The sequence below is a fragment of the Mycobacterium sp. IDUB_28 genome, from assembly GCF_055419285.1.
The window spans coordinates 285861-306209 of sequence record NZ_JBVAXK010000008.1 but is presented as its reverse complement, the minus strand read 5'-3'; the positions used below and the strand labels follow the sequence as shown (position 1 = coordinate 306209).

Annotated in this window: 19 protein-coding genes and 5 pseudogenes; 7 read left to right on the top strand and 17 right to left on the bottom strand. The window is 63.6% G+C overall.

Annotated elements, in window-relative coordinates; genetic code table 11:
- Positions 1 to 81: 81 nt before the first annotated feature.
- Positions 82 to 441: pseudogene (locus ACZYZ9_RS18895) on the top strand (TNT domain-containing protein); the annotation flags it as partial.
- Between the two features lie 58 nt (positions 442 to 499).
- Positions 500 to 835, top strand: coding sequence for an Imm63 family immunity protein (locus ACZYZ9_RS18890; protein ID WP_463827807.1), 336 nt, complete (start codon positions 500 to 502; stop codon positions 833 to 835).
- A gap of 398 nt (positions 836 to 1233) precedes the next feature.
- On the opposite strand, the gene ACZYZ9_RS18885 is transcribed toward ACZYZ9_RS18890, so the two are convergent.
- The 6 genes and pseudogenes from ACZYZ9_RS18885 to ACZYZ9_RS18860 all read right to left on the bottom strand — a co-directional run bounded on the left by ACZYZ9_RS18885 (position 1234) and on the right by ACZYZ9_RS18860 (position 6070).
- Positions 1234 to 1476, bottom strand: a complete 243-nt coding sequence (locus ACZYZ9_RS18885) for a hypothetical protein (protein WP_463827775.1) — start codon at positions 1474 to 1476, stop codon at positions 1234 to 1236.
- Positions 1473 to 1679, bottom strand: coding sequence for a helix-turn-helix transcriptional regulator (locus ACZYZ9_RS18880; RefSeq protein ID WP_463827774.1), 207 nt, complete (start codon positions 1677 to 1679; stop codon positions 1473 to 1475). Before ACZYZ9_RS18880 ends, ACZYZ9_RS18885 begins: the two co-directional genes overlap by 4 nt.
- A gap of 250 nt (positions 1680 to 1929) precedes the next feature.
- A pseudogene (locus tag ACZYZ9_RS18875) lies at positions 1930 to 3038 on the bottom strand (tyrosine-type recombinase/integrase).
- A gap of 127 nt (positions 3039 to 3165) precedes the next feature.
- Positions 3166 to 4140: a class 1b ribonucleoside-diphosphate reductase subunit beta gene (nrdF, locus tag ACZYZ9_RS18870; RefSeq protein WP_463827773.1), complete on the bottom strand. Its 975-nt coding sequence runs from the start codon at positions 4138 to 4140 to the stop codon at positions 3166 to 3168.
- A gap of 112 nt (positions 4141 to 4252) precedes the next feature.
- Positions 4253 to 5038 (bottom strand): alpha/beta fold hydrolase, encoded by a 786-nt coding sequence (locus ACZYZ9_RS18865; protein WP_463827772.1) that lies wholly within the window; start codon positions 5036 to 5038, stop codon positions 4253 to 4255.
- Positions 5039 to 5083: 45 nt separating this feature from the next.
- Positions 5084 to 6070 carry a YncE family protein gene (locus ACZYZ9_RS18860; RefSeq protein ID WP_463827771.1) on the bottom strand — a complete coding sequence of 329 codons (987 nt, stop codon included), beginning with the start codon at positions 6068 to 6070 and terminating at the stop codon, positions 5084 to 5086.
- A 167-nt stretch (positions 6071 to 6237) separates the two neighbouring features.
- Between ACZYZ9_RS18860 and ACZYZ9_RS18855 the strand changes: the two genes are divergently transcribed.
- Both ACZYZ9_RS18855 and ACZYZ9_RS18850 read left to right on the top strand, forming a co-directional pair.
- The gene (locus ACZYZ9_RS18855; protein ID WP_463827770.1) at positions 6238 to 6684 is read left to right on the top strand and encodes an SRPBCC family protein; all 447 of its coding nucleotides are present in this window, start codon (positions 6238 to 6240) and stop codon (positions 6682 to 6684) included.
- Complete coding sequence (locus tag ACZYZ9_RS18850; RefSeq protein ID WP_463827769.1) at positions 6668 to 7207, top strand: TetR/AcrR family transcriptional regulator; 540 nt, start codon at positions 6668 to 6670, stop codon at positions 7205 to 7207. Before ACZYZ9_RS18855 ends, ACZYZ9_RS18850 begins: the two co-directional genes overlap by 17 nt.
- Here the strand turns inward: ACZYZ9_RS18850 and ACZYZ9_RS18845 are convergent.
- The 8 genes and pseudogenes from ACZYZ9_RS18845 to ACZYZ9_RS18810 form a co-directional block, all read right to left on the bottom strand.
- A complete protein-coding gene (locus ACZYZ9_RS18845) occupies positions 7191 to 8774 on the bottom strand; it encodes a flavin-containing monooxygenase (RefSeq protein ID WP_463827768.1) in 1584 nt (527 codons plus the stop codon). The genes ACZYZ9_RS18850 and ACZYZ9_RS18845 overlap by 17 nt on opposite strands.
- A gap of 147 nt (positions 8775 to 8921) precedes the next feature.
- Entirely contained in the window at positions 8922 to 9665 is a 744-nt protein-coding gene (locus ACZYZ9_RS18840) for a TetR/AcrR family transcriptional regulator (protein ID WP_463827767.1), read from the bottom strand.
- A 123-nt stretch (positions 9666 to 9788) separates the two neighbouring features.
- A pseudogene (gene nrdE, locus ACZYZ9_RS18835) lies at positions 9789 to 11405 on the bottom strand (class 1b ribonucleoside-diphosphate reductase subunit alpha); the annotation flags it as partial.
- Between the two features lie 24 nt (positions 11406 to 11429).
- Positions 11430 to 12635 (bottom strand): annotated as a pseudogene (locus tag ACZYZ9_RS18830) (LAGLIDADG family homing endonuclease); the annotation flags it as partial.
- Positions 12624 to 13184: pseudogene (locus ACZYZ9_RS18825) on the bottom strand (ribonucleotide reductase N-terminal alpha domain-containing protein); the annotation flags it as partial. The pseudogenes ACZYZ9_RS18825 and ACZYZ9_RS18830, both read right to left, overlap by 12 nt.
- Entirely contained in the window at positions 13154 to 13606 is a 453-nt protein-coding gene (gene nrdI, locus ACZYZ9_RS18820) for a class Ib ribonucleoside-diphosphate reductase assembly flavoprotein NrdI (RefSeq protein WP_463827766.1), read from the bottom strand. The pseudogene ACZYZ9_RS18825 and the gene nrdI, both read right to left, overlap by 31 nt.
- A 35-nt stretch (positions 13607 to 13641) precedes the next feature.
- On the bottom strand, positions 13642 to 13881 hold the full coding sequence (locus tag ACZYZ9_RS18815; protein WP_463827765.1) for a redoxin NrdH: 240 nt from the start codon (positions 13879 to 13881) through the stop codon (positions 13642 to 13644).
- A 477-nt stretch (positions 13882 to 14358) separates the two neighbouring features.
- Positions 14359 to 14955: an NAD(P)H-dependent oxidoreductase gene (locus ACZYZ9_RS18810; protein ID WP_463827764.1), complete on the bottom strand. Its 597-nt coding sequence runs from the start codon at positions 14953 to 14955 to the stop codon at positions 14359 to 14361.
- A gap of 52 nt (positions 14956 to 15007) precedes the next feature.
- On the opposite strand from ACZYZ9_RS18810, the gene ACZYZ9_RS18805 reads away from it, so the two are divergent.
- Positions 15008 to 15622 (top strand): TetR/AcrR family transcriptional regulator, encoded by a 615-nt coding sequence (locus ACZYZ9_RS18805; RefSeq protein WP_463827763.1) that lies wholly within the window; start codon positions 15008 to 15010, stop codon positions 15620 to 15622.
- Between the two features lie 10 nt (positions 15623 to 15632).
- Positions 15633 to 16673 carry a DNA polymerase IV gene (locus tag ACZYZ9_RS18800; RefSeq protein WP_463827762.1) on the top strand — a complete coding sequence of 347 codons (1041 nt, stop codon included), beginning with the start codon at positions 15633 to 15635 and terminating at the stop codon, positions 16671 to 16673.
- Here ACZYZ9_RS18800 and ACZYZ9_RS18795 read toward each other — a convergent pair.
- On the bottom strand, positions 16670 to 17542 hold the full coding sequence (locus tag ACZYZ9_RS18795) for an SDR family oxidoreductase (RefSeq protein WP_463827761.1): 873 nt from the start codon (positions 17540 to 17542) through the stop codon (positions 16670 to 16672). The two genes, ACZYZ9_RS18800 and ACZYZ9_RS18795, sit on opposite strands and share 4 nt — an antisense overlap.
- Positions 17543 to 17571: 29 nt before the next feature.
- Positions 17572 to 18219 carry a TetR/AcrR family transcriptional regulator gene (locus ACZYZ9_RS18790; protein WP_463827760.1) on the bottom strand — a complete coding sequence of 216 codons (648 nt, stop codon included), beginning with the start codon at positions 18217 to 18219 and terminating at the stop codon, positions 17572 to 17574.
- A 120-nt stretch (positions 18220 to 18339) separates the two neighbouring features.
- On the opposite strand from ACZYZ9_RS18790, the gene ACZYZ9_RS18785 reads away from it, so the two are divergent.
- The gene (locus ACZYZ9_RS18785; protein ID WP_463827759.1) at positions 18340 to 19830 is read left to right on the top strand and encodes a cytochrome P450; all 1491 of its coding nucleotides are present in this window, start codon (positions 18340 to 18342) and stop codon (positions 19828 to 19830) included.
- 1 nt (position 19831) lies between these two features.
- Here the strand turns inward: ACZYZ9_RS18785 and ACZYZ9_RS18780 are convergent, their stop codons facing one another.
- Positions 19832 to 20329 carry a homocitrate synthase gene (locus ACZYZ9_RS18780; RefSeq protein ID WP_463827758.1) on the bottom strand — a complete coding sequence of 166 codons (498 nt, stop codon included), beginning with the start codon at positions 20327 to 20329 and terminating at the stop codon, positions 19832 to 19834.
- Positions 20330 to 20349 lie beyond the last annotated feature (20 nt).

Sequence of the window (20349 nt, the reverse complement as noted above, 5' to 3'; positions counted from 1 at the left end):
ACCTTCAATCACTCGGCTACGACACGCCGGTACCGCTGATCAGGTCCGACTCGTACACCACTCTGCTGGACGCAACCGCCGAATGATGGGTTCCCCCCTGGCTACGTCCCGCAACCCGCCCATTTACCCGAAGGAACGATTATTGACCGCTTCGGCTCCCCATTTGGTCAGTACCTTGCACCCGATGGCACTCCTTTCGCAGATCGTGCGCTGATGCCAGAATCGGTGGGAGGCAACTACAACCGCTACATGGTGACCTCTGAGCCTTTGCCTCCGGGATGGAGAATTGTGGAAGGGCCGGTAGCACCGTGGTTCGGCCAGACGCCGTCGCCGAGCGCCCGGCAATACATGATCTTGGCTCCTGACGGGGTAAGACCGACTGTTGATGAATTAGTGAGGTTAGGCATTCTGGACAACTACGGACCGCCCCTTGGACGCTAAATCAGACGATCTGCAGTACGAGATCAACCGGTTATCAGAAATATTAGGCGTGCGCCCGATGCCAGTAGGTTTGAGGACAAATGATGATCTGAACATCTTCGTGGCTGATGACGGTTCCTATCACTTTACTTACTACGAGCGCGGCAAACTCGGCTTCGACCGTGCAGGCAGCCTCGACGATCTTCTGTATTGGTATTGCCAAAGCGTTGTCAGCACTCAAGCCGCCAAACGGGTCGGAGATCGAGCGGAGCGTTTCAGGTACGAGTACCAAGTGCTCAGCGAATTAAGTGTCGATTGGGCAAAGAGAAACGTCCGCGAGACGGCTGACATGTTTCGCAGGTACGGAAAAGTTCAGGATATTGCCTTACTACCCGACATCGGCGAGACCCTATAGCGGTTCAATTAACTAGCTACAGCTATATGGTGAGGCGGCGGGTTCCTCGGCCTGTCTGAAAAGCGGGCCTCTGCGCCTCGTCCAGCCGGTAGCCGCCGAGCACCAGGACCACGGCAACGACCACCGAGATGGAGCAGGAGCCTCGAACCTCTGCCCGTAGTCCTCGTCCGGGAGCCCAGGAAGCGACCCGATCATCTCGTCGACATCGTCGCCTGGCTCTTCCTCGCCGTCAGCGCCCGTTCCGGCGTCATCGTCGCCGCAGGTCGTGGCCGAGTCCGCTTCCTCCTCCCCGCCCTCGATAGGCTGGACCGCCTCCTTGTCGCTCGTGCGATCGCCACTCGCAAGAAGGTAATTTTCGATGCGACCCACGTCAGCCAATTCGATGCGGCTAGGTGTACTCATCGCACACCGTCCAAGGCATTGATGCCGACGTCGATTTGGCTGCGCAGCCGCTTCAATCGTGCAACGTGATTCGTGCGCGTGAGCGCAGAGTCCTGGTAGGCAGCGGCGAGTTGCTGCGTACTAGTAGCAAGGCGCTCGGCCAGCCGCCGTGCACGGTCTTCAAGCCCCGTCAAATCACCGCTGACGGCCTCGCGCAGCTGACGAGCCTGTCGGGCTGCGGGGCTGGCGTGGGCGGTCATGCCGACACTTCCTGCGCTGCGACCCATGCGTCGACGTCGCTCCACCGGTAGCGGACAGAGCGTCCGAGCCGGACAAACTTCGGCCCTTTACCCTCAAAACGCAATCGGATCAATTGATTGCTGGTAGTGCCGAGAAACTCAGCCACTTGGGCAGTTTTGACCAACGGTTCGCGCTCGCGACTGCCTGTGCGATTGGTGGTCATATAACGTCCTCTCAATTCGCAAACCGCAAATTTTCTGCGGTTGTTGAGAGACACGCTACGACACGATTCAGACCCCTGAGTCAGGCCGAAACATGTTGTGCTACAGGGTGACTATAGCTTTTCGTCGCTCGGACGTAGTCGCGCTGAGGTATGGCGAGTTATGACCTGCGTATTTACGTGCTCCCAACGATTGAGAAAACGTCTTAAGATAGCAATTTTCCTTATGAACTTGCCAAACCGCTATAGGTAATTAGGTGCTCGCTTGATGCTTCGTTACCGTTTCTGTCCGGGCTTTGTCCAAGGCAACAGCGACCCCTTCCAAGTCATCGTCGAACAGGTCGGCGTATAAGTCCAGCGTCATGGCGGCGCTGGCGTGACCAAGCATCCGCTGCACCGCCTTCACGTTGGCGCCAGCTGAGACCGCCAGCGAGGCGGCAGTGTGCCGCAAGTCGTGCGGCGTCACCCGAGGCACCTTAGACGCGGTGACCGCCTTGGCGAGCCACCCAGACACGGGGTGCGGGCGGCGCACATGATCGCCATCGCCGAACAAGAGGTCTCCCCTGCCCTTCTCCTCGCACTGGCGCGCTAGCAGCGGCACCAGGAACTCCGGCAGCGGGATTGAACGCTGCTTGTGCGACTTGGGCGTACCGACATGGATGCTGTTGCCCGACTGCACGGCGTTCTCATGGATTACGGCACGCTTGCGCAACAGATCCAGGTCCGCCACCCGCAGGCCGATGGCTTCACCCCAGCGCATCCCGGTGTATGCCAGCAGCAACACCAGAGTCCTGTACTCCCCCGCTGCGTCGGCCAGGTCGTTAACGTGCCGATGGGTCAGGTACACCGGCCTCTTGCGCGAGGTCTTGGGAAGCTTCAGACCGGCTGCCGGATTCTTAGGGATCAGGTTGTCGGTCACGGCGTCGGCGAGGATTTGGGACAGCACGTAGTGGGCGCGCTTAATCGCAGCGGGACCGAGGGCCTTGGTGCTCTCGGTGGCCTGGCCCAGCTCAGTCATCCATCCCTGAACGGCGGTCGGCTTGATGTCGCCGAGCGCCACCTGGCCCCAGCGTGGTTTGACCCGCATGCGCCAACTCGTCTCCATGACGGCGTAACCGGACGGCTTGAGGTAACCCTTCTGCCGGTCGAGCCAGGCCTGCCCGAGGTCGTCGAGCGTCCTGCGGGCATCAGCAGGGTTAACGTACTCGCCTTGAACTTGGCCACCTCGACGGTGTTGGCGAACCGCTGGGCATCGCGCTTGGTTCTGAACCCGCGCTTATCAGTCTGCCGATTGTCCGGCGTGCGGTACCTAACGCGGTAGCGCTTACCCTGCTTGGTCTCGTAAGCCTGCACGACCGCCATGCCCACAACGGTAATTCGAATGTGGGCAAAATGTGGGCAAGAGTACCGCTACGCCGGGAAAGGCGCGGGCGCATTGAGTTAGCTGACGATGCACACACCGCAATTGTTAAAGCTCTGAACTGTGCCGTTAGAAGTTCCAGTCCTCGTCCTCCGTGACAACGGCCTTGCCGATCACGTAGCTCGACCCGGACCCGGAGAAGAAGTCGTGGTTCTCGTCGGCGTTGGGTGACAACGCGGACAGGATCGCTGGGTTGACGTCGGTCTCGTCGCGCGGGAACAGCGCTTCGTAGCCCAGGTTCATCAGCGCCTTATTTGCGTTGTAGCGCAGGAACTTCTTGACGTCCTCGGTCAGGCCTACCTCGTCGTAGAGGTCCTGGGTGTACTCCACTTCGTTGTCGTACAGCTCGAAGAGCAACTCGTAGGTGTAGTCCTTGAGTTCCTGCTGCGTGGCCGCATCCTCCAACGCCAGACCGCGCTGGTACTTGTAGCCGATGTAGTAGCCGTGTACGGCCTCGTCGCGGATGATCAGCCGGATCATGTCGGCGGTGTTGGTCAGCTTGGCCCGGCTCGACCAGTACATCGGCAGGTAGAAACCGGAGTAGAACAGGAAGCTCTCCAGCAACGTCGAGGCCACCTTGCGCTTGAGCGGCTGGTCACCGCGGTAGTACTCGAGCACGATCTCGGCTTTGCGCTGCAGGTTGGGGTTTTCCTCCGACCAGCGGAACGCGTCGTCGATCTCGGCGGTCGAGCACAGCGTGGAGAAGATCTGGCTGTAGCTCTTGGCGTGCACCGACTCCATGAACGCGATGTTGGTGTACACCGCCTCCTCGTGCGGGGTCAGCGCATCCGGAATCAGGCTGACCGCACCCACGGTGCCCTGAATGGTGTCCAGCATGGTCAGACCCGTGAACACCCGCATGGTGAGCTGCTTCTCGTTGGCGGTCAGCGTGCCCCAGGACGGGATGTCGTTGGACACCGGGACCTTCTCCGGCAGCCAGAAATTACCGGTCAACCGGTCCCACACTTCGGCGTCTTTGTCGTCTTGCAGGCGGTTCCAGTTGATCGCCGAGACGCGGTCGATCAGCTTTGCATTTCCAGTCACGCCGAACTCCACTTCACCGAAACGAATAGGGCTGTGTTGCTTAGGCCACAGACACTACCCCTGGGGTCCAACAAGCCGTGGCAACACAAGAACTTGTGTTGAGGGCGTGTCGCTACGTCGGCTGCAGAATCAACTGAACTGCGCGTTCGGGCTGGTCCCAGTGTGGAAAATGCCCACAATCCTCGAACCAGTGCAGCGTCGCATCCGGGAAGGCCCGCTGGGCCCGCTCGGCCTGGCGCGGCGAGGTCACCCGGTCGTTGCGTCCCCAGCCGATCACCACCCGGCCGTTGACCGAGCCACCCGCTTGCTTGGGACCGTGCACCAACGTGCTCAGCGCCTCGTCCAGCCGCGTCGCGCGAGCAAAGCTGCGCAGTTCCTGCAGGACCAGTGCGGGCGGCAGTCGCCACGGCTTGGCCGAGAACTGCAACAGCAGCGCCGTGCGCCCGACCCTGCTGCGCGTCAGAGCGGGCAGCAGCGGTTGGATCCGGCGCACCAGCGCGATGGACGCACCCACCGTCGCGCCGAACACCCTCACCTCGGTATCGGTCCAGAACCCACCGGGATCCAGCGCCACCATCGTTCCGGCATGACCACGACGGGCCATTTCCAGCACCATTCGCGCACCCATGGAACTGCCGACGACGTCGATGTCCCCCAGCTCGTGCGCGGCGATGAAGGCCTGCACCGCATCGGTCAACGACGCGATGGTCGTCTCCCCCGCCAGCGGTGGGCTGTCGCCGAATCCGGGCAGGTCCAACGCGATGACCTCGCGTTGCACCGACAGCTGCGGCAGCACGGATTCCCAGTTGCGCCAACTGGATCCGAGGCCGTGGACCAGCAGCAGCGGTTGCCCTGACCCGCGGCGCACGAAGTTCATCGTCGATCCGTCGATCGTCATGGTCGCCTCCCCTCGACCCGTCTGGCGTACCCCACCCCGGGCCGTTCAACCCGAGTCGATGATCTGCATGACGCCACCGGACGCCCCGGCGACGAACAATCGGCCGGTGGCCGCGTCGACGGCCAGGCTGTACGGATTCTGCACAGTCGGAAATCGTTGCACCACAACGGGGTTCGTTGTGCTCATGTCGTAGCCGACGACTTCGTTGGTGCCCGACGACGCCACCCAGAGTCGGTCCCGCGACCAGTCGTAGGCGATCCCGTAGGGGCCGCCGAGTTGGTCGATGCCGGCCACCTGGCGCGGCGTCGGCAGCGGGGTGAATACCCGGATTGCGTTGCCGCGGGTATCGGTCGCGATCATGCGTCCATGCCGGTCGGCGACCAGGTGAGTCGGTCCGGCACCGGCCGGGGTGGATCCGGCGATGGTCAGCCGGTCGGCGTCGTAGACGGTGAGGTCGTTCTTGCGCACGTCCAGCACCCCGACCGCGGTGCCGACCGCGGCAGCGCCGGCCGGTTGGACACTGTCGGTGAAGACTTTCACGATCTGCTCACCACGCAGGACCGCGATCGTCCCGCCCAGTTCGTTGGCGACGAAGACGGTCCCATTGGCCGCCGCGGTGGCATCGTGTGGTTCGGTCCCGGTGCGGATCGGCGCGTGCGCCGGCCCCAGCGGCAGGTCGACGCGGACCAACGCGTCGGCCGACTCGACCGGCACCAGCACCGGACCGCCCGCGGCCGCCAACTGGAGATGACGAACTCTGCCCGGCAACGGAATTCGGCCGGTGATCTCGCCGGAGTCCGCGTTGAGCAGCACCAGCTGGTTCGGATCGCTGGTGGCTACCGCGACGGTGCGCGTCGAGGCGTCCACCACAATGCCCTCGGCCGTGTGCCCCACCGGGATCGTGCGCCCGATGGGCGTATCCGCGGCGACCGGGGGTGCGCGCAGCGGTTCGGCTGCGGTCGGCAGCTTTGCAGCCGGCGGCCGGCTGCCTTCGGTGGGGACCCCGGCCGGCAGGAGGCCGGTGGTGGTCATGCCCGTGGACGGCGGGGCGACGCTGCTGTGCCCGCAAGCCGCCACCATGAGCAAAGCCAAACCGGCGCAAAGCTTTCGGATCACCTGCGGGTAGTACCCGCTGCCGGGCGGACCAACACGGCCTGCCGGCCTGGGCACTACCCAGCAGAGCGTGTACCATTTGGTACATGTTTACCGAACACAGTGTCGAGATCGATGCGTCCCCGGAAATCGTCTGGGACGTGTTCAGCGACGTCGAACGCTGGCCCGACTGGACCGATTCGGTGACCTCCCTGGTCGGGCTGGACGGACCTGGCCTCGCGGTCGGCAGCCGGTTTGCGATCAAACAACCGCGGATGACCAAACTCGTCTGGCAGGTGACTGAAATCGATCCCGGCGTGTCCTGGACCTGGGAGCAACGCGCCCCCGGCGCGCTCGCCGCCGCTCGCCATGACGTCGTCCCCCGACCCGGCGGCGGCACCCTGGTGCGCCAGCAGATCGATCAGCGAGGTGTGTTCGGCGCCTTGGTCGGCCGCTTGATGGCCGGGCTGACCAGGCGCTATCTCGATATGGAGGCCACCGGTCTCAAACGTCGGGCCGAGGAGTGCAGCCGCGCGCATGGCCCGCACGCCTGACCTGCACCGGCGCGGCGAGCTACTGGACGCGCTGGTCGAGGAATTCGCGGCACACGGAGTTGGTGACCGGTCCCTGCGCGACGTCGCCGCAGCCGTCGGCACCAGTCATCGAATGTTGCTGCACCACTTCGGTTCTCGGGAAAATATGCTGGTCTGCGTGGTCGAGGAGGTGGAACGGCGGCAAAAGGGCGTGCTGCCGGGTCTGCCGACAAGCAGTCCCGCCGCGGGTTTCGCGGCGATGTGGGCCGACGTTCGCCGGCCCGAACTGCGACGGCTGGAACGCTTGTTCTTCGAGTGCTACTCGCGCGCCGCCCAGGGCGAAAAGCCCTTCGCGCCAATGATTCCCGACGCGGTACACGGCTGGCTGACCGAGGTGGACCCGGCTGCCGAGCAGCCCGCCATGGCCCGTCTCGGTCTGGCCGTCATCCGCGGCTTGTTGCTGGATCTCGTCGCCACCGACGACGAAGACGGCGTCGACGCGGCCGCGCAGGCCTTCGGGGACCTGCTCAGCCGGCTGCCCTGAGGGCGCGGCGGGCGTCTTTGCCCCTGCCCTTGCCCGCGCCGTCCTTGCCCAGGCCGAGGAACTGGTACTCCTCCGGTTTCACCGACCGGGTGGCCCGCCAATACTGCCAGGTGTAACCGCCCCACAACACGGTGTTCTTGCCGTGCTCATCCAGATACCAGCTGGCGCAACCTCCGGTGTTCCACACCGAGTGGGTCAGCTTCTCCTGCAGCTCGTCGTTGAACCGGTCCTGCGCTTCCCGAGTGGGGGCCAGCGCCTGGGCACCCTTCTTGTCGCAGGTGGCGATTGCATCGGCCACGTAGCGGATCTGCGACTCGATCATGAAGACCACCGAGTTGTGGCCCAGCCCGGTGTTGGGGCCCAGCAGGAAGAACAGGTTCGGCACGTCGGCGACGGTCACGCCGCGATGCGCGCCGATCCCCTCGCGGTTCCACCGGTCCACCAGATCCTCCCCATGCTGACCCTTGATGTCGACGTAGGTGTAGGAGTCGGTGACGTGAAAGCCGGTGGCGTACACAATCACGTCTACTTTTCGTTCCCGGCCGTCTTCGGTGACGATCCCGTCGGGAGTGATGCGCGCGATTCCCTCGGTGATCACTTCGGCGTTCGGGCTGGACAGCGCGGCGTAGTAGGTGGACGAATTCAGGATGCGCTTGCACCCAATGCGGTAGTTCGGGATCAGTTTGCGGCGCAGTTCGCGGTCGCGCACCGATCGGAAGACGTTCCATTTGCAGTACGCCTCAATGAATTTCAGCACATTGGGCCGCTTGGTCATCCCGATCGCCAGCGACTCCTGTCCCCAGTAGATGGCCAGGCGCACCAGCGCGCGCAGCCCCGGCACATTCTGCATCGCGGCGCGCAACGCCTTCGGAATTTCTGGGTTGGAGCGCGGCACCACCCACGGTGGGGTGCGCTGGTAGAGCTGAAGTTCGGCGACGTCCCCGACGATCTCGGGCACGATCTGGATCGCGCTGGCGCCGGTGCCGATGATCGCGACCCGCTTGCCGGTGATGTCGACGCTGTGATCCCACTCCGCGGAATGGAAAGAGGCGCCGATGAATTCATCGCGGCCGTCGATGTTGGGGAAGGACGGGATGTGCAGCGCCCCCGCCCCCGACACCAGGAACTGCGCAACGTATTCCCGCCCGTCGGCGGTGAAGACATGCCAGCGGTACTCGTCGTCGTCCCAGTGGCCGCGGTCGACCAGCGCGTTGAACTCGATGTGGCGACGCAGTCCGTACTTCTCGGTGACACCCTTGAGGTAGTCCAGGATCTCGGGCTGGAAGGAGAACGGGTTCTTCCAGTCCGGCTTGGGTTCGAAGGAGAACGAGTACAGGTGCGACGGGATGTCGCAGGCGCAGCCGGGGTAAGTGTTGTCCCGCCAGGTGCCACCGATGTCGTCGGCCTTCTCCAGGATCACGAAATCCACGCCTTGCTTTTGCAGCGCGATCGCCATGCCCAGCCCGGAGAAGCCAGTGCCGATGATGACGACACGGGTGTGCACGGGCGGCTTGTCGGACTTGGGTTTGCCGGATTCGTCTACTGCCGGGGTCACGACGTCGGTCATGGTTATTGATCTTTCCTGTTGTGGTCTGCCCGAAACCAGCCGGATCGACTCGGTCAACGGCGAACCGCAGATACCCAGTACCCGGGGTATCGGGTATTTCGAGTCTTGTCGATCGCTACCGCGATGTCAACGTCGGCGCGAGCCGGCTCACGGAAGGGCCGCGGGCAGTGCCGCGTGTATTGGCTGGTCGGGGTCCATCGCGATGCCCATGGTTTCGGCGGTGCCCACGATGATGCCCATCATGATGGTGGTCAATTGCGCGACGAACTGCTCGCGCGTCATCGACCGCGGGCTGTCCGGCTCGGGACCCAGCCACCATTCGGTGGCCGACGCCGCGCAACCGAACGCGGAGAACGCGGCGAGTTCCATCGCCGCCTTATTGAGTTCCATGTCCCGCAGTTCGTCGTTGAACATCTCGGCGATGGTCAGCGTGATCTCACGGCCTTCGTTGAGGGTGCGCACCGTCGCCTTCGATTGCGCGCTGGAACCGCCTTGGATGAACACCCGCATCACGTTGGGGTGCTGGTCGAGCAGGCTGACGAACTCCTCGACGGCGCGGTGGATGACCTGTCGCGCCGAGTCGGTGGCCAGGTTGATGGACGGGAAGATCGCCGCCCAGAGCATGTCGCGCAGGCGCTCACCGATGGCCAGGAAGAGGTCGGACTTGTCGGCGAAATGCCGGTAGATCTTCGGCTTGGCGGTGCCGGCCTCCTCGGCGATCTCCCGCACGCTGAGCTCGGGGCCCAGGCGGTCGATGGCGCGGAAGGCCGCCTCGACGATTTCGCTGCGCACCTTCTTGCGGTGTTCGCGCCAACGCTCGCTGCGCGCGTCGACTTTCACCGCCGGCTTCGGGCCGGGGTGCGGCAACGATGGTCGAGGCACTCTCACCACGTCCAGCACTTTACCGCGTGGCCTCGGTTGACCTGGGCAGACTCGACGTTCCCGCCGCCGAGCGTGCACCGGGCGACGGGACACAGCGGCATTACGTCGTGAATCGCACGCTCTGCGCCGGCGTCACAACATGCAACTGACGCAACCCTCCACCTCAGTGCCTTCCAGCGCCATCTGCCGCAGCCGGATGTAATACAGCGTCTTGATGCCTTTACGCCAGGCGTAGATCTGCGCCTTATTCACATCACGCGTGGTGGCGGTGTCCTTGAAGAACAGCGTCAGCGACAATCCCTGGTCCACGTGCTGGGTGGCCGCGGCGTAGGTGTCGATGATCTTCTCGTAGCCGATCTCATACGCGTCCTGGTAATACTCCAGGTTGTCGTTGGTCATGTACGGCGCCGGGTAGTAGACGCGGCCGATCTTGCCTTCCTTGCGGATCTCCACCCGCGACACGATCGGGTGGATCGACGACGTCGAGTGGTTGATGTAGGAGATCGACCCGGTGGGCGGGACGGCCTGCAGGTTCTGGTTGTAGATGCCGTGCTGCTGCACCGACTCCTTGAGCCGTTTCCAGTCGTCCTGGTTGGGGATGCGGATGCCGGCGTCGGCGAAGAGCTGGCGCACCTTTTCGGTCTGCGGCTCCCACACCTGCTCGGTGTACTTGTCGAAGAACTCGCCCGAGGCGTACTTGGACTTCTCGAATCCCTTGAAGTGCGTTCCACGTTCGATCGCAATCCGGTTCGAGGCCCGTAGCGCGTGGTAGAGCACCGAATAGAAGTAGATGTTGGTGAAGTCGATGCCTTCTTCGGAGCCGTAGTAGATGCCCTCCCGCGCCAGGTACCCGTGCAGGTTCATCTGCCCCAGCCCGATCGCGTGCGAGTCGTTGTTGCCCTGCTCGATGGACGGCACCGAGGTGATATGGGTCTGGTCGCTCACCGCGGTCAACGCCCGGATCGACACCTCGATGGTTTGGGCGAAGTCCGGCGAGTCCATCGTCTTGGCGATGTTCAACGAACCTAGGTTGCACGAAATGTCTTTGCCCACACGGGCATACGACAGATCTTCGTTGAACAGCGACGGCGTGGAGACCTGCAGGATCTCCGAGCACAGGTTCGAGTGCGTGATCTTGCCCTCGATGGGGTTGGCGCGATTCACGGTGTCCTCGAACATGATGTACGGGTAGCCGGACTCGAACTGCAATTCGGCCAGCGTCTGGAAGAACTCGCGCGCCTTGATCTTGGTCTTGCGGATGCGGGCGTCGTCGACCATCTCGTAGTACTTCTCGGTCACCGAGATGTCGGCGAACGCCTGCCCGTAGACCCGTTCGACGTCATACGGCGAGAACAGGTACATGTCCTCGTTTTTCTTGGCCAGCTCGAAGGTGATGTCGGGGATCACCACGCCCAGGCTCAGCGTCTTGATCCGGATCTTCTCGTCGGCGTTCTCCCGCTTGGTGTCCAGGAAGCGGTAGATGTCGGGGTGATGCGCGTTGAGGTACACCGCGCCGGCGCCTTGACGCGCACCCAACTGGTTCGCGTAGGAGAAGGAGTCCTCCAGCAGCTTCATGATCGGGATGACACCCGAGGACTGGTTCTCGATGTTCTTGATCGGAGCGCCGTGTTCGCGAATGTTGGTCAGCAGCAACGCAACTCCCCCGCCACGCTTGGACAACTGCAGCGCGGAGTTGATGGAGCGCCCAATGGACTCCATGTTGTCTTCGATGCGAAGAAGGAAGCAGTTGTGCACGACGGTGCCACGGATCGTGTAGGTGTGCGTGTCCTCGACATGCAGGTTGTAGACCTTCGCGGGAACGTCCTCGGTCTGCCGTACATGGCGGATTCCGTACACGTGCCGCCCGAGCACAACCTGATAAGTCGTGCGGGACGTGCCTTTCTGGCCGACATAGTTATACAGATTCTTGCCGACGTCGAAGATGAAGTCCTCGTTGGTGCCGGGCAGTCCGGGCACAAACACCTGACCGGTCACATTGCCCGACTGGTTGACGTACTGGCGGACCCTGGACATGATCCCGTTTCGGCGCAGCAGCAGCTGCACCTGATCGACCAGATTCGGATTGACCAGGTCGAGCACCATGCCGCCCTGGGTGCTGCACCCGTCACCGCGGAACAACCCAGCCAGCAATCCACGTTGAAACTCTTCGTCTGCCGTTAAAACGTCGTGGGACAACTGCTTCAGGTGATATCCCGTGCCCACCAGCGAAAGGAACAGCGCCGCAATCACTTTGCTATTGCAGATCATCCGCACCGACTGATCCGACAAGCTCTGATGGACGGCAAGATCCGTGGCGAACACCCGCTTGAAAGCCACCGCGAGCTGTTGCTGGTATTCGAGCTCGTGCGTGCCGATGGTGAAGTGGATGCCATTGGGAAGCCGTCCTGCGGGACCCGATCGCTTGGAGATGTGGCCTTCGGCGACATACCAACCGAGCAGCAGGCCAAGTTCGTAGGACTCTTCAACGTAGCGATTCACCGAAACGAATCGCATGTGATGACGTTGCTTGTTGCGATGCTTCTTATCGGTGTTGACCTTGCGGATCAGACCGTCGACTTCTTCGTATTCGCCCTCGCCGACGTACTCCATCAAGTCATAGGTCCGTCGCGGCCGTCCCTCCAGCGGAGCTGCCGTCACGATGAAATCGGTGGGATGAATGTCTTTGGCGGCCAACCAGACAAATCCGTTGAACGGGTCCGCACCGTCGCCGTCAATGAGTGTCTGCACATCGCGCGAAGTCCACACCAGAATCGGATGCTCCGGCGTGCACATGATTGGTTCTTTATGCCCGAAGTGTGAGATCGAGATCAACGCCTGGTCATTCGGATTCTCGATAAGAGACTCGACGACGGAGAAGGACCCGTCGTGGGACAGCACCCGATCGCCTGCCCGCAGCATCTCGATGGCGCGTGGACCGTCGGGCGTATCCACTGGTGTTCCGGCGGGAAAGCACGACACCGGCTCTCCGCGTTGCTTTTTCCCTGAATTCAGGAACGTCGGTGTGGCCGGTTGGAACCGTCCGTCGATGATCTCGTCGACCAGCTTCTCGGCCAGCGCGGTGTCACCCGCGGCCAGGGTCAGCGACACCATCACCACGCGGTCCTCGAAACGCTCCAGGTAGCGCTTCCCGTCGAAGGTCTTCAGCGTGTAGGACGTGTAGTACTTGAATGCACCCAGGAACGTCGGGAAGCGGAACTTCTTAGCGTAGGCGCGGTCCAGCAGTGTCTTGACGAAGTTGCGCGAATACTGGTCGAGAACCTCACGCTCGTAATAGTTCTCGCGAATCAGGTAGTCAAGTTTCTCGTCCTGATTGTGGAAGAAAACGGTGTTCTGGTTGACGTGCTCCAGAAAGTACTGGCGCGCCGCCAGGATGTCCTTATCGAACTGAATCTTGCCGTCGGCGTCGTACAGATTCAACATCGCGTTGAGCGCGTGGTAATCCGTTTCGTTGATCTGCGACGCGTGCGGGCCGGCGGTTACAGGCTCTGCAGTGACGGTTGGTGGCACGTCTGTTCCTTCCAGAATTGAGCCAGGCCCGCACGGACGGCGTCGACGTCGTCCTGGGTGCCCATGAGTTCGAAGCGGTACAGGTACGGAACGCCACACTTGCGGGACACCACATTGCCGGCGTAGGCGAATTCCATACCGAAGTTGTTGTTGCCCGCGGCGATGACGCCGCGGATCAGGGAGCGGTTGTGCTCGTTGTTCAGAAACGCAATGACCTGCTTGGGGACGTAGCCGCCGTCGTTGATGTCCGGCGTGGCCCGGCCCCCGCCGTAGGTCGGCAGCACCAGCACATACGGGTCGTCGACCTCTATGCGTCCATGCAGCGGGATTCGCGTGGCGGGAACACCCAGCTTCTGCACGAAGCGGTGGGTGTTCTCCGACACGGAGGAGAAATACACCAGGTTGCGCCCCGCGACATCCATGAGAACCGCAACCCTTCCTACTCGACGGTCTATCGCTACGCGCTCATGGCCGATTCGGCGAGCGCCTTGATGCGGTCGGGCCGGAAACCGGACCAGTGCGTGTTGTCCGCCACGACGACGGGCGCCTGCAGGTAGCCCAGCGCCATCACGTAGTCGCGGGCCTCGGTGTCCAGGCTGATGTCGACCTTCTCGTAGGCGATGCCTTGCTTGTCCAGCGCCTTATAGGTGGCGACGCACTGCACGCATGCCGGCTTGCTGTAAACGGTGATGCTCATGGGCGTACCGCTCCTTTGCGGAAGTGGGAAGTAATCGGGACTGGCAACGACGTTGGTGGCACTTCGGCGCTATGTACAGCGCCCCGGTAGGCCCCCAGATTCCCGTGTTGCGAACTCCGGGTCGAATGACCCGCGGACGCCGATTCCGGGAAGTTCAACGTGCCCTCACTCGCTGGTCGGGACCCGCTGAACCTGGGATCTGCCGGTCCTCGGAACACTACACCTAGTGGGTCACTCGACGAAGAGATACAAGATGTTCGAAACAACATTCTTGAAATTCGCAGGTCGTAAGCCTGAGTCGGGCGTGTCGTCGGCGTGTCGCAAATCACAACTTCTGCGGCCGGTGTAGAGAGCTGGCACATGCACAGAGGTATATCAGTGGCCACCGACAACTAGGGGCCGCCAGCTCCGCAGCCACTGCGTCAGCAAAGCCGCCGACGCAGCCCGCCGACGGCTTTGACTAGAGCGTTTGTCGAATCAGCTGACTTCGGCAGCGAGCTTGCCCACCACGTCGGAGACGCCGGCCGACAGCTCCGCGTTCGCGGCCGGCGGGTTGCCGCCCAGGGTTTTGAAGGGCACCGAGAGTTTGATCGTCTCCACGACGCGCGCCCCGGCGATACCGAACGACTTGCGGGTCTCGTCGTGTGCCCACACCCCGCCGTACTGGCCCAGCGACCCGCCGATCACCGCCAGCGGCTTGCCCTTCAATGCACCGTTGCCGAACGGCCGGGACAACCAGTCGATCGCGTTCTTCAGGACCGCGGGAATGGAACCGTTGTATTCCGGGGTCACCACCAGCGCAGCATCGGCCTCGCCGGCGGCGGCGCGCAGCGCAGCGACCGCCGGGTGTTCCTCGCCCTCCGCGCCCATCGCGGGGTCGATGTCCTCGTTGTAGAACGGCACGTCGGCCAACCCGTCGAACACGGTGACGGTGACGCCCGCGGGGGCCACCTGCGCGGCCAACGTTGCGATCTGGCGGTTGATTGATTCCGCGCGCAAGCTGCCGACCAGGGTCAAGATCTTGATCTCTGCCACTTCGTCGTCTCCTTCGCTGACTGGTCTACATCCTTGCACGAGATAAACGGACTTTAGTCCGATTCATTCCCGACGCGCTAGCATTGCAACGGTGACCGGTATCGAGGTGCTGGGCGATGTGCCGGTGGCAGCCCTCCAACAGCCGCAGCAGGAGCGCAGCGACGCCGCACGCAACCGCGCGCTGCTGCTCGCGGCGGCGCGCCAACTGGTCCGGGAACGAGGTGCCGACGCGGTCACCATGGACGACGTTGCCGCTGCGGCCGGCGTCGGGAAGGGCACGGTGTTCCGGCGCTTCGGCAACCGGGCCGGCCTGATGATGGTGCTGCTCGACGAGGACGAGAAGGCCAGCCAGCAGGCTTTCCTGTTCGGACCTCCGCCGCTGGGACCCGATGCGCCGCCGTTGGAACGGCTGATCGCCTTCGGCCGGGAACGGATCTGCTTCGTCCACACCCATCACGAGTTGCTGTCGGCCGCCAACCGCGACCCCCACACCCGCCGGGTGGGTGCGGCGGCGGCGCAGCGCCGGCACGTCCAGGTATTGCTGGAGGCAGCACACACCAGCGGTGACCTCAACGCTCAGACCGACGCCCTACTGGCCCTGCTCGCCGTCGACTACGTCGAACATCAGCTCACCGCCGGCGGCCACACCGAGCAGACCTTGGGTGACGCATGGGCGAGTCTGGCCGCCAAGCTGTGCGGGCGGTGACCGGTCGAGGATGCCTGCGCGTTGGGTCCTGCATGTAGACCTCGACCAGTTCCTGGCCTCGGTCGAGTTGCGTCGTCACCCCGGGCTGGTGGGGCTGCCGGTGATCGTCGGCGGCAGTGGCGACCCGACCGAACCACGCAAGGTGGTCACCTGCGCCTCCTATGAGGCGCGCGAATTCGGCGTGCACGCGGGCATGCCGCTGCGCGCCGCGGCCCGGCGCTGCCCGGACGCCACCTTTCTCCCGTCGGATCCCGCCGCATACGACGAGGCGTCCGATCAGGTGATGGGTTTGCTGCGGGATCTGGGACATCCCGTGGAGGTATGGGGCTGGGACGAGGCCTACGTGGGTCTGAACCCGGCTTGCGACCCCGATGCGGTGGCCGCGCAGATTCGCAGCGTTATCCTGGCCGAGACCGGGTTGTCGTGCTCGGTCGGCATCAGCGACAACAAGCAACGCGCCAAAATCGCCACCGGCTTCGCCAAGCCGGCCGGGATTTTCACGGTGGTCGACGACAATTGGATGACGTTGATGGCCGACCGTCCCGTCGACGCGCTCTGGGGGGTTGGCCCAAAGACTGCGAAAAAGCTTGCCGCCCTCGGGATTACGTCGGTACGGCAGCTGGCTCACAGCGACGGTGAGCTGCTGGCGTCGACCTTCGGGCCGCGCACCGGTCTGTGGCTGCTGCTGCTGGCCAAGGGCGGCGGCGATACCGAGGTCAGCGCAGAACCCTGGGTGCCGCGCTCACGCAGTCATGTGGTCACTTTCCCGCAGGACCTCACCGAGCGGTCCGAAATGGACTCGGCGATAACGGAATTGGCCCGGCAAACGCTCCACGACGTGGTCGCCGAGTCGCGCGTCGTGACACGTGTCGCGGTCACGGTGCGTACCTCGACGTTCTACACCCGCACCAAGATCCGTAAGCTCGATCAGCCCGGCACGGACGCCGACGCGATCATCGCGGCCGCGCTGCGCGTCCTGGACCTGTTCGAACTGGACCGCCCGGTCCGACTGCTCGGGGTGCGTCTGGAACTCGACATGCCGCCGGACTAAAGACCCCTGGTCGGCGGGCCCGGCCGCAGCGCGCGGGTGAAGATGCCGTTGACCTGGCGCATCGCCACGCTGTAGGGCCACCACGCGAGCCGTTTGAACGCATACAGCGCCCGGATGTCCGGCGAGGTGTAGATCAGGTAGCGGTTCTTAGCCACGCCGGCCAGGATTTTCTCGGCGGCCCGCTCCGGGGACACGGCGTGCCCACTGAACCGGTCGACCCAGCGCGCGACCTGCGGGTCGTCGCGATCTACGCCGGCGATCTCAACCGTGTTGACCAGCGGCGTCTGTACAGCACCGGGCACCACGACGTTCACCCCGATGCGATGCTTGGCCAGGTCGAATCGCAGCACCTCGGACAATCCGCGCAGCCCGTACTTACTGGCGCTGTAGGCCGCGTGCCACGGCAGTGCGACGATCCCGGCCGCCGATGACACGTTCACCACGTGCCCGCCCCGACCGGCCGCGACCATCTGTGGAACGAACGACTCGATGACGTGGATCGGCCCCATCAGATTGATCGCGATCAGCTTGCTCCACTGGTCGTGCGTGAGCCGGTCCACGGTGCCCCACGCCGAGATTCCGGCGATGTTGAACACCGCGTCCATGCTGCCGTGCGTGGTGTGGATGTCGACGGAGAAGGCGGCCACCTGGTCATAGTCGGAAATGTCCAGCACCCGGTACGCCGGGACCTGTGCCCCGAGGGCCCGGGCATCGGCGACCGTGCGGGCCAGGCCGTCCGCGTCGCGATCGGTCAGGAACAGCTCTGCGCCGTGCGCGGCCAGCCGTAGTGCGCAGGCGCGTCCGATCCCGCTGGCCGCACCCGTGACAAAACACCGTTTCCCCGCGAAATAATCTCCGGAATCGCCCATGGACGTGACCCTACCGGCGGTCCTGGCGACTACCGCGCTGGTCCGCCCCACAGCGCGTTGAGCCACAACTGCTCGAGCACCCGGACACGTCGCTCAACGTCATTGTCGTGCCCGGCCAGGATCGGGTCTCCGGTCAGTACCAGCGCGGTGGTCCCTGCCAGGGTGCGGATCAGCGTCGGAAGGTCGTCGCTGATGGGCTGCGCAGTCCCGGCTTTCACCTCCGCGTCGACGACACCGACGATCTGACGAAGCACCATCTCGAACTGTTTGTCGAGAATTTCGCGGATCTCGACGTCGTTCTGGCGCGCCGCATTACATGCAGTCATCACCGGGTCGTTGTTCGCGTAAACCACTGCGGCGCTGCCGACCATCCGGGTGGCGAACTGCTCTGGGGACTCGCCGGGCTGGCGCGGCGCGAAATACTGGGTGAGCTCCTCGAGTTCTTCGGCGGCCTCGGCCAGGATCTGCGCCAGCACCGAATATTTGGAATCGAAATAGAAGTAGAAACCCGAGCGGGCCACGCCCGCCCGCAGGCTGATGGTGCTGACCGAGAGTTCGGAGAACGGCCTCTCCTGGAGCAGGTCGCGGACCGCCTGCATGATCGCCACCCGGTGCTTGTCGCCGCGCCGGCGCAGGACGGGGCCGGCGTCGTCCTGACCGGCTGCGTTGCTATTCACTGTCGATCACCACTCGACCATTGCATCATGCCGCCCCGAAGAAAAACTTGACAGGCGTCAACTTCATCCCGAAATATAGACGACAGTGACGGCCGCCACAGCCGGTAAAGGAGCATGTCAATGGTGACAAGCAGAGCCACCATCAGCACCCCCGCGTACTTGCTTGATCAAGCTCAGCGACGGTTGACGCCGTCGTTCAATAATTTCCCCGGCATGGGCCTCATCGAACGCAAACTGCGAGATGTCCAGTTTCCGGAGACACAGCTCGCCGATCCCCCACCGGGCAGCGGGCTGCAACCCGTGGTCGGTGACCGAGGACTGCCGATCCTGGGGCACATGATCGAGATGCTGCGTGGCGGTCCGGACTACCTGATGTTCCTCTACGAGAACAAGGGCCCGGTGGTGTTCGCCGACTCACCGGTGATGCCGTTCGTCGTGGCGCTGGGCCCCGACGCCGCGCAGGCCATCTACTCCAACCGCAACAAGGACTTCTCGCAGCAGGGTTGGACGCCGGTGATCGGTCCGTTCTTCCGTCGCGGTCTGATGCTCCTCGATTTCGAAGAGCACATGTTTCATCGCCGGATCATGCAGGAGGCGTTCATCCGCTCCCGGCTGGTCGGTTACGTCGAGCACATCGATCAGGTCGTGTCGCAGGTTGTCTCCCACGACTGGGTCACCGACGACTCGCGCTTCCTGCTCTACCCGGCGATGAAGAAGCTCACCCTTGACATCGCCTCCATGGTGTTCATGGGCCACGAACCCGGCACCGACCACGAACTCGTCACGAAGGTGAATAAGGCGTTCACCACGACCACCCGCGCCGGAAACGCCGTGATCCGAACCGCGGTGCCACCGTTCACCTGGTGGCGGGGCATCAAGGCCCGCGAGCTGCTGGAGAACTACTTCGCCGACCGGGTCAAAGAGCAACGCGGCAAAGAAGGCAACGACCTGCTGAGCGTGCTGTGTCAGACCGAGGACGAAGAGGGCAACCGCTTCTCCGACGACGACATCATCAACCACATGATCTTCCTGATGATGGCCGCCCACGATACGTCCACCTCGACGGCCACCACGATGATCTACTACCTGGCCAAACATCCGGAATGGCAACAGCGCTGCCGCGACGAGTCCGACCGGCTCGGTGACGGACCGCTGGATATCGAGTCGCTGGAGAAACTGGAGTCGCTCGACCTGGTGCTCAACGAGTCGATCCGCTTGGTGACGCCCGTGCAATGGGCGATGCGCCAGACCGTACGCGACACCGACCTGTTGGGTTACTACCTGCCCAAGGGCACCAACATCACCGCGTTCCCCGGAATGAATCACCGCCTGTCCGAATTCTGGACTGACCCAATGAAATTCGACCCCGAGCGGTTCACCGAGCCACGCAACGAGCACAAGAGACACCGGTATGCGTTCACTCCGTTCGGCGGTGGCGCCCACAAGTGCATCGGGATGGTGTTCGGCCAGCTCGAGGTCAAGACGATCCTGCACCGGCTGCTGCGCCGTTACCGCCTGGAACTTCCCCACCCCGGCTACCAGCCGCGCTGGGACTACGGCGGCATGCCCGTCCCGATGGACGGAATGCATATCGTTCTGCGCCCGCTGTGAATCAGCCCGCCAGCCGGTTGGCGCACGCGATCACCGCCCGCAGCGCCGACTGAATCGGGTCCGGCGCCCAGCCCATCGCCCACTCCGCGCGGGCACCATTGGTGCCGTAGACGAAGGTGACCGTGTCGCCGCCCGCGCTGATTTGGTGAAAGTTCAACGTTTCCACCATGATTCCGCGCGCGTGCAGCATCGCCGTGAGCGCTGCGACGGGTCCGCTCGCCGACGCTTCGGAGGTGCTGATGCGGTCGCCGACTGCGATCACCGCGCGGAAGTTGCGGGCCTGCGGACCCAACCGGGTGGTCCGGCGCTGCGGGTCGGTGCATGCCCACTGCCCGAGGCGCAGGGGCCCGGCCGTCGGACCGTAGGTGGCCGCGAAGTCCGCCCAGGACGTAGCGGTGGCCTGTTCGCGCAGGCCGCGCGGTAGGGAGACACCGAAGTGGCCCTCGAACCAGGCGTCAGCCCATTTGTCGGGCAGATCGATGGAAGTGGAAAGCGTCATGATGCCGGTCTTCTCTGGCT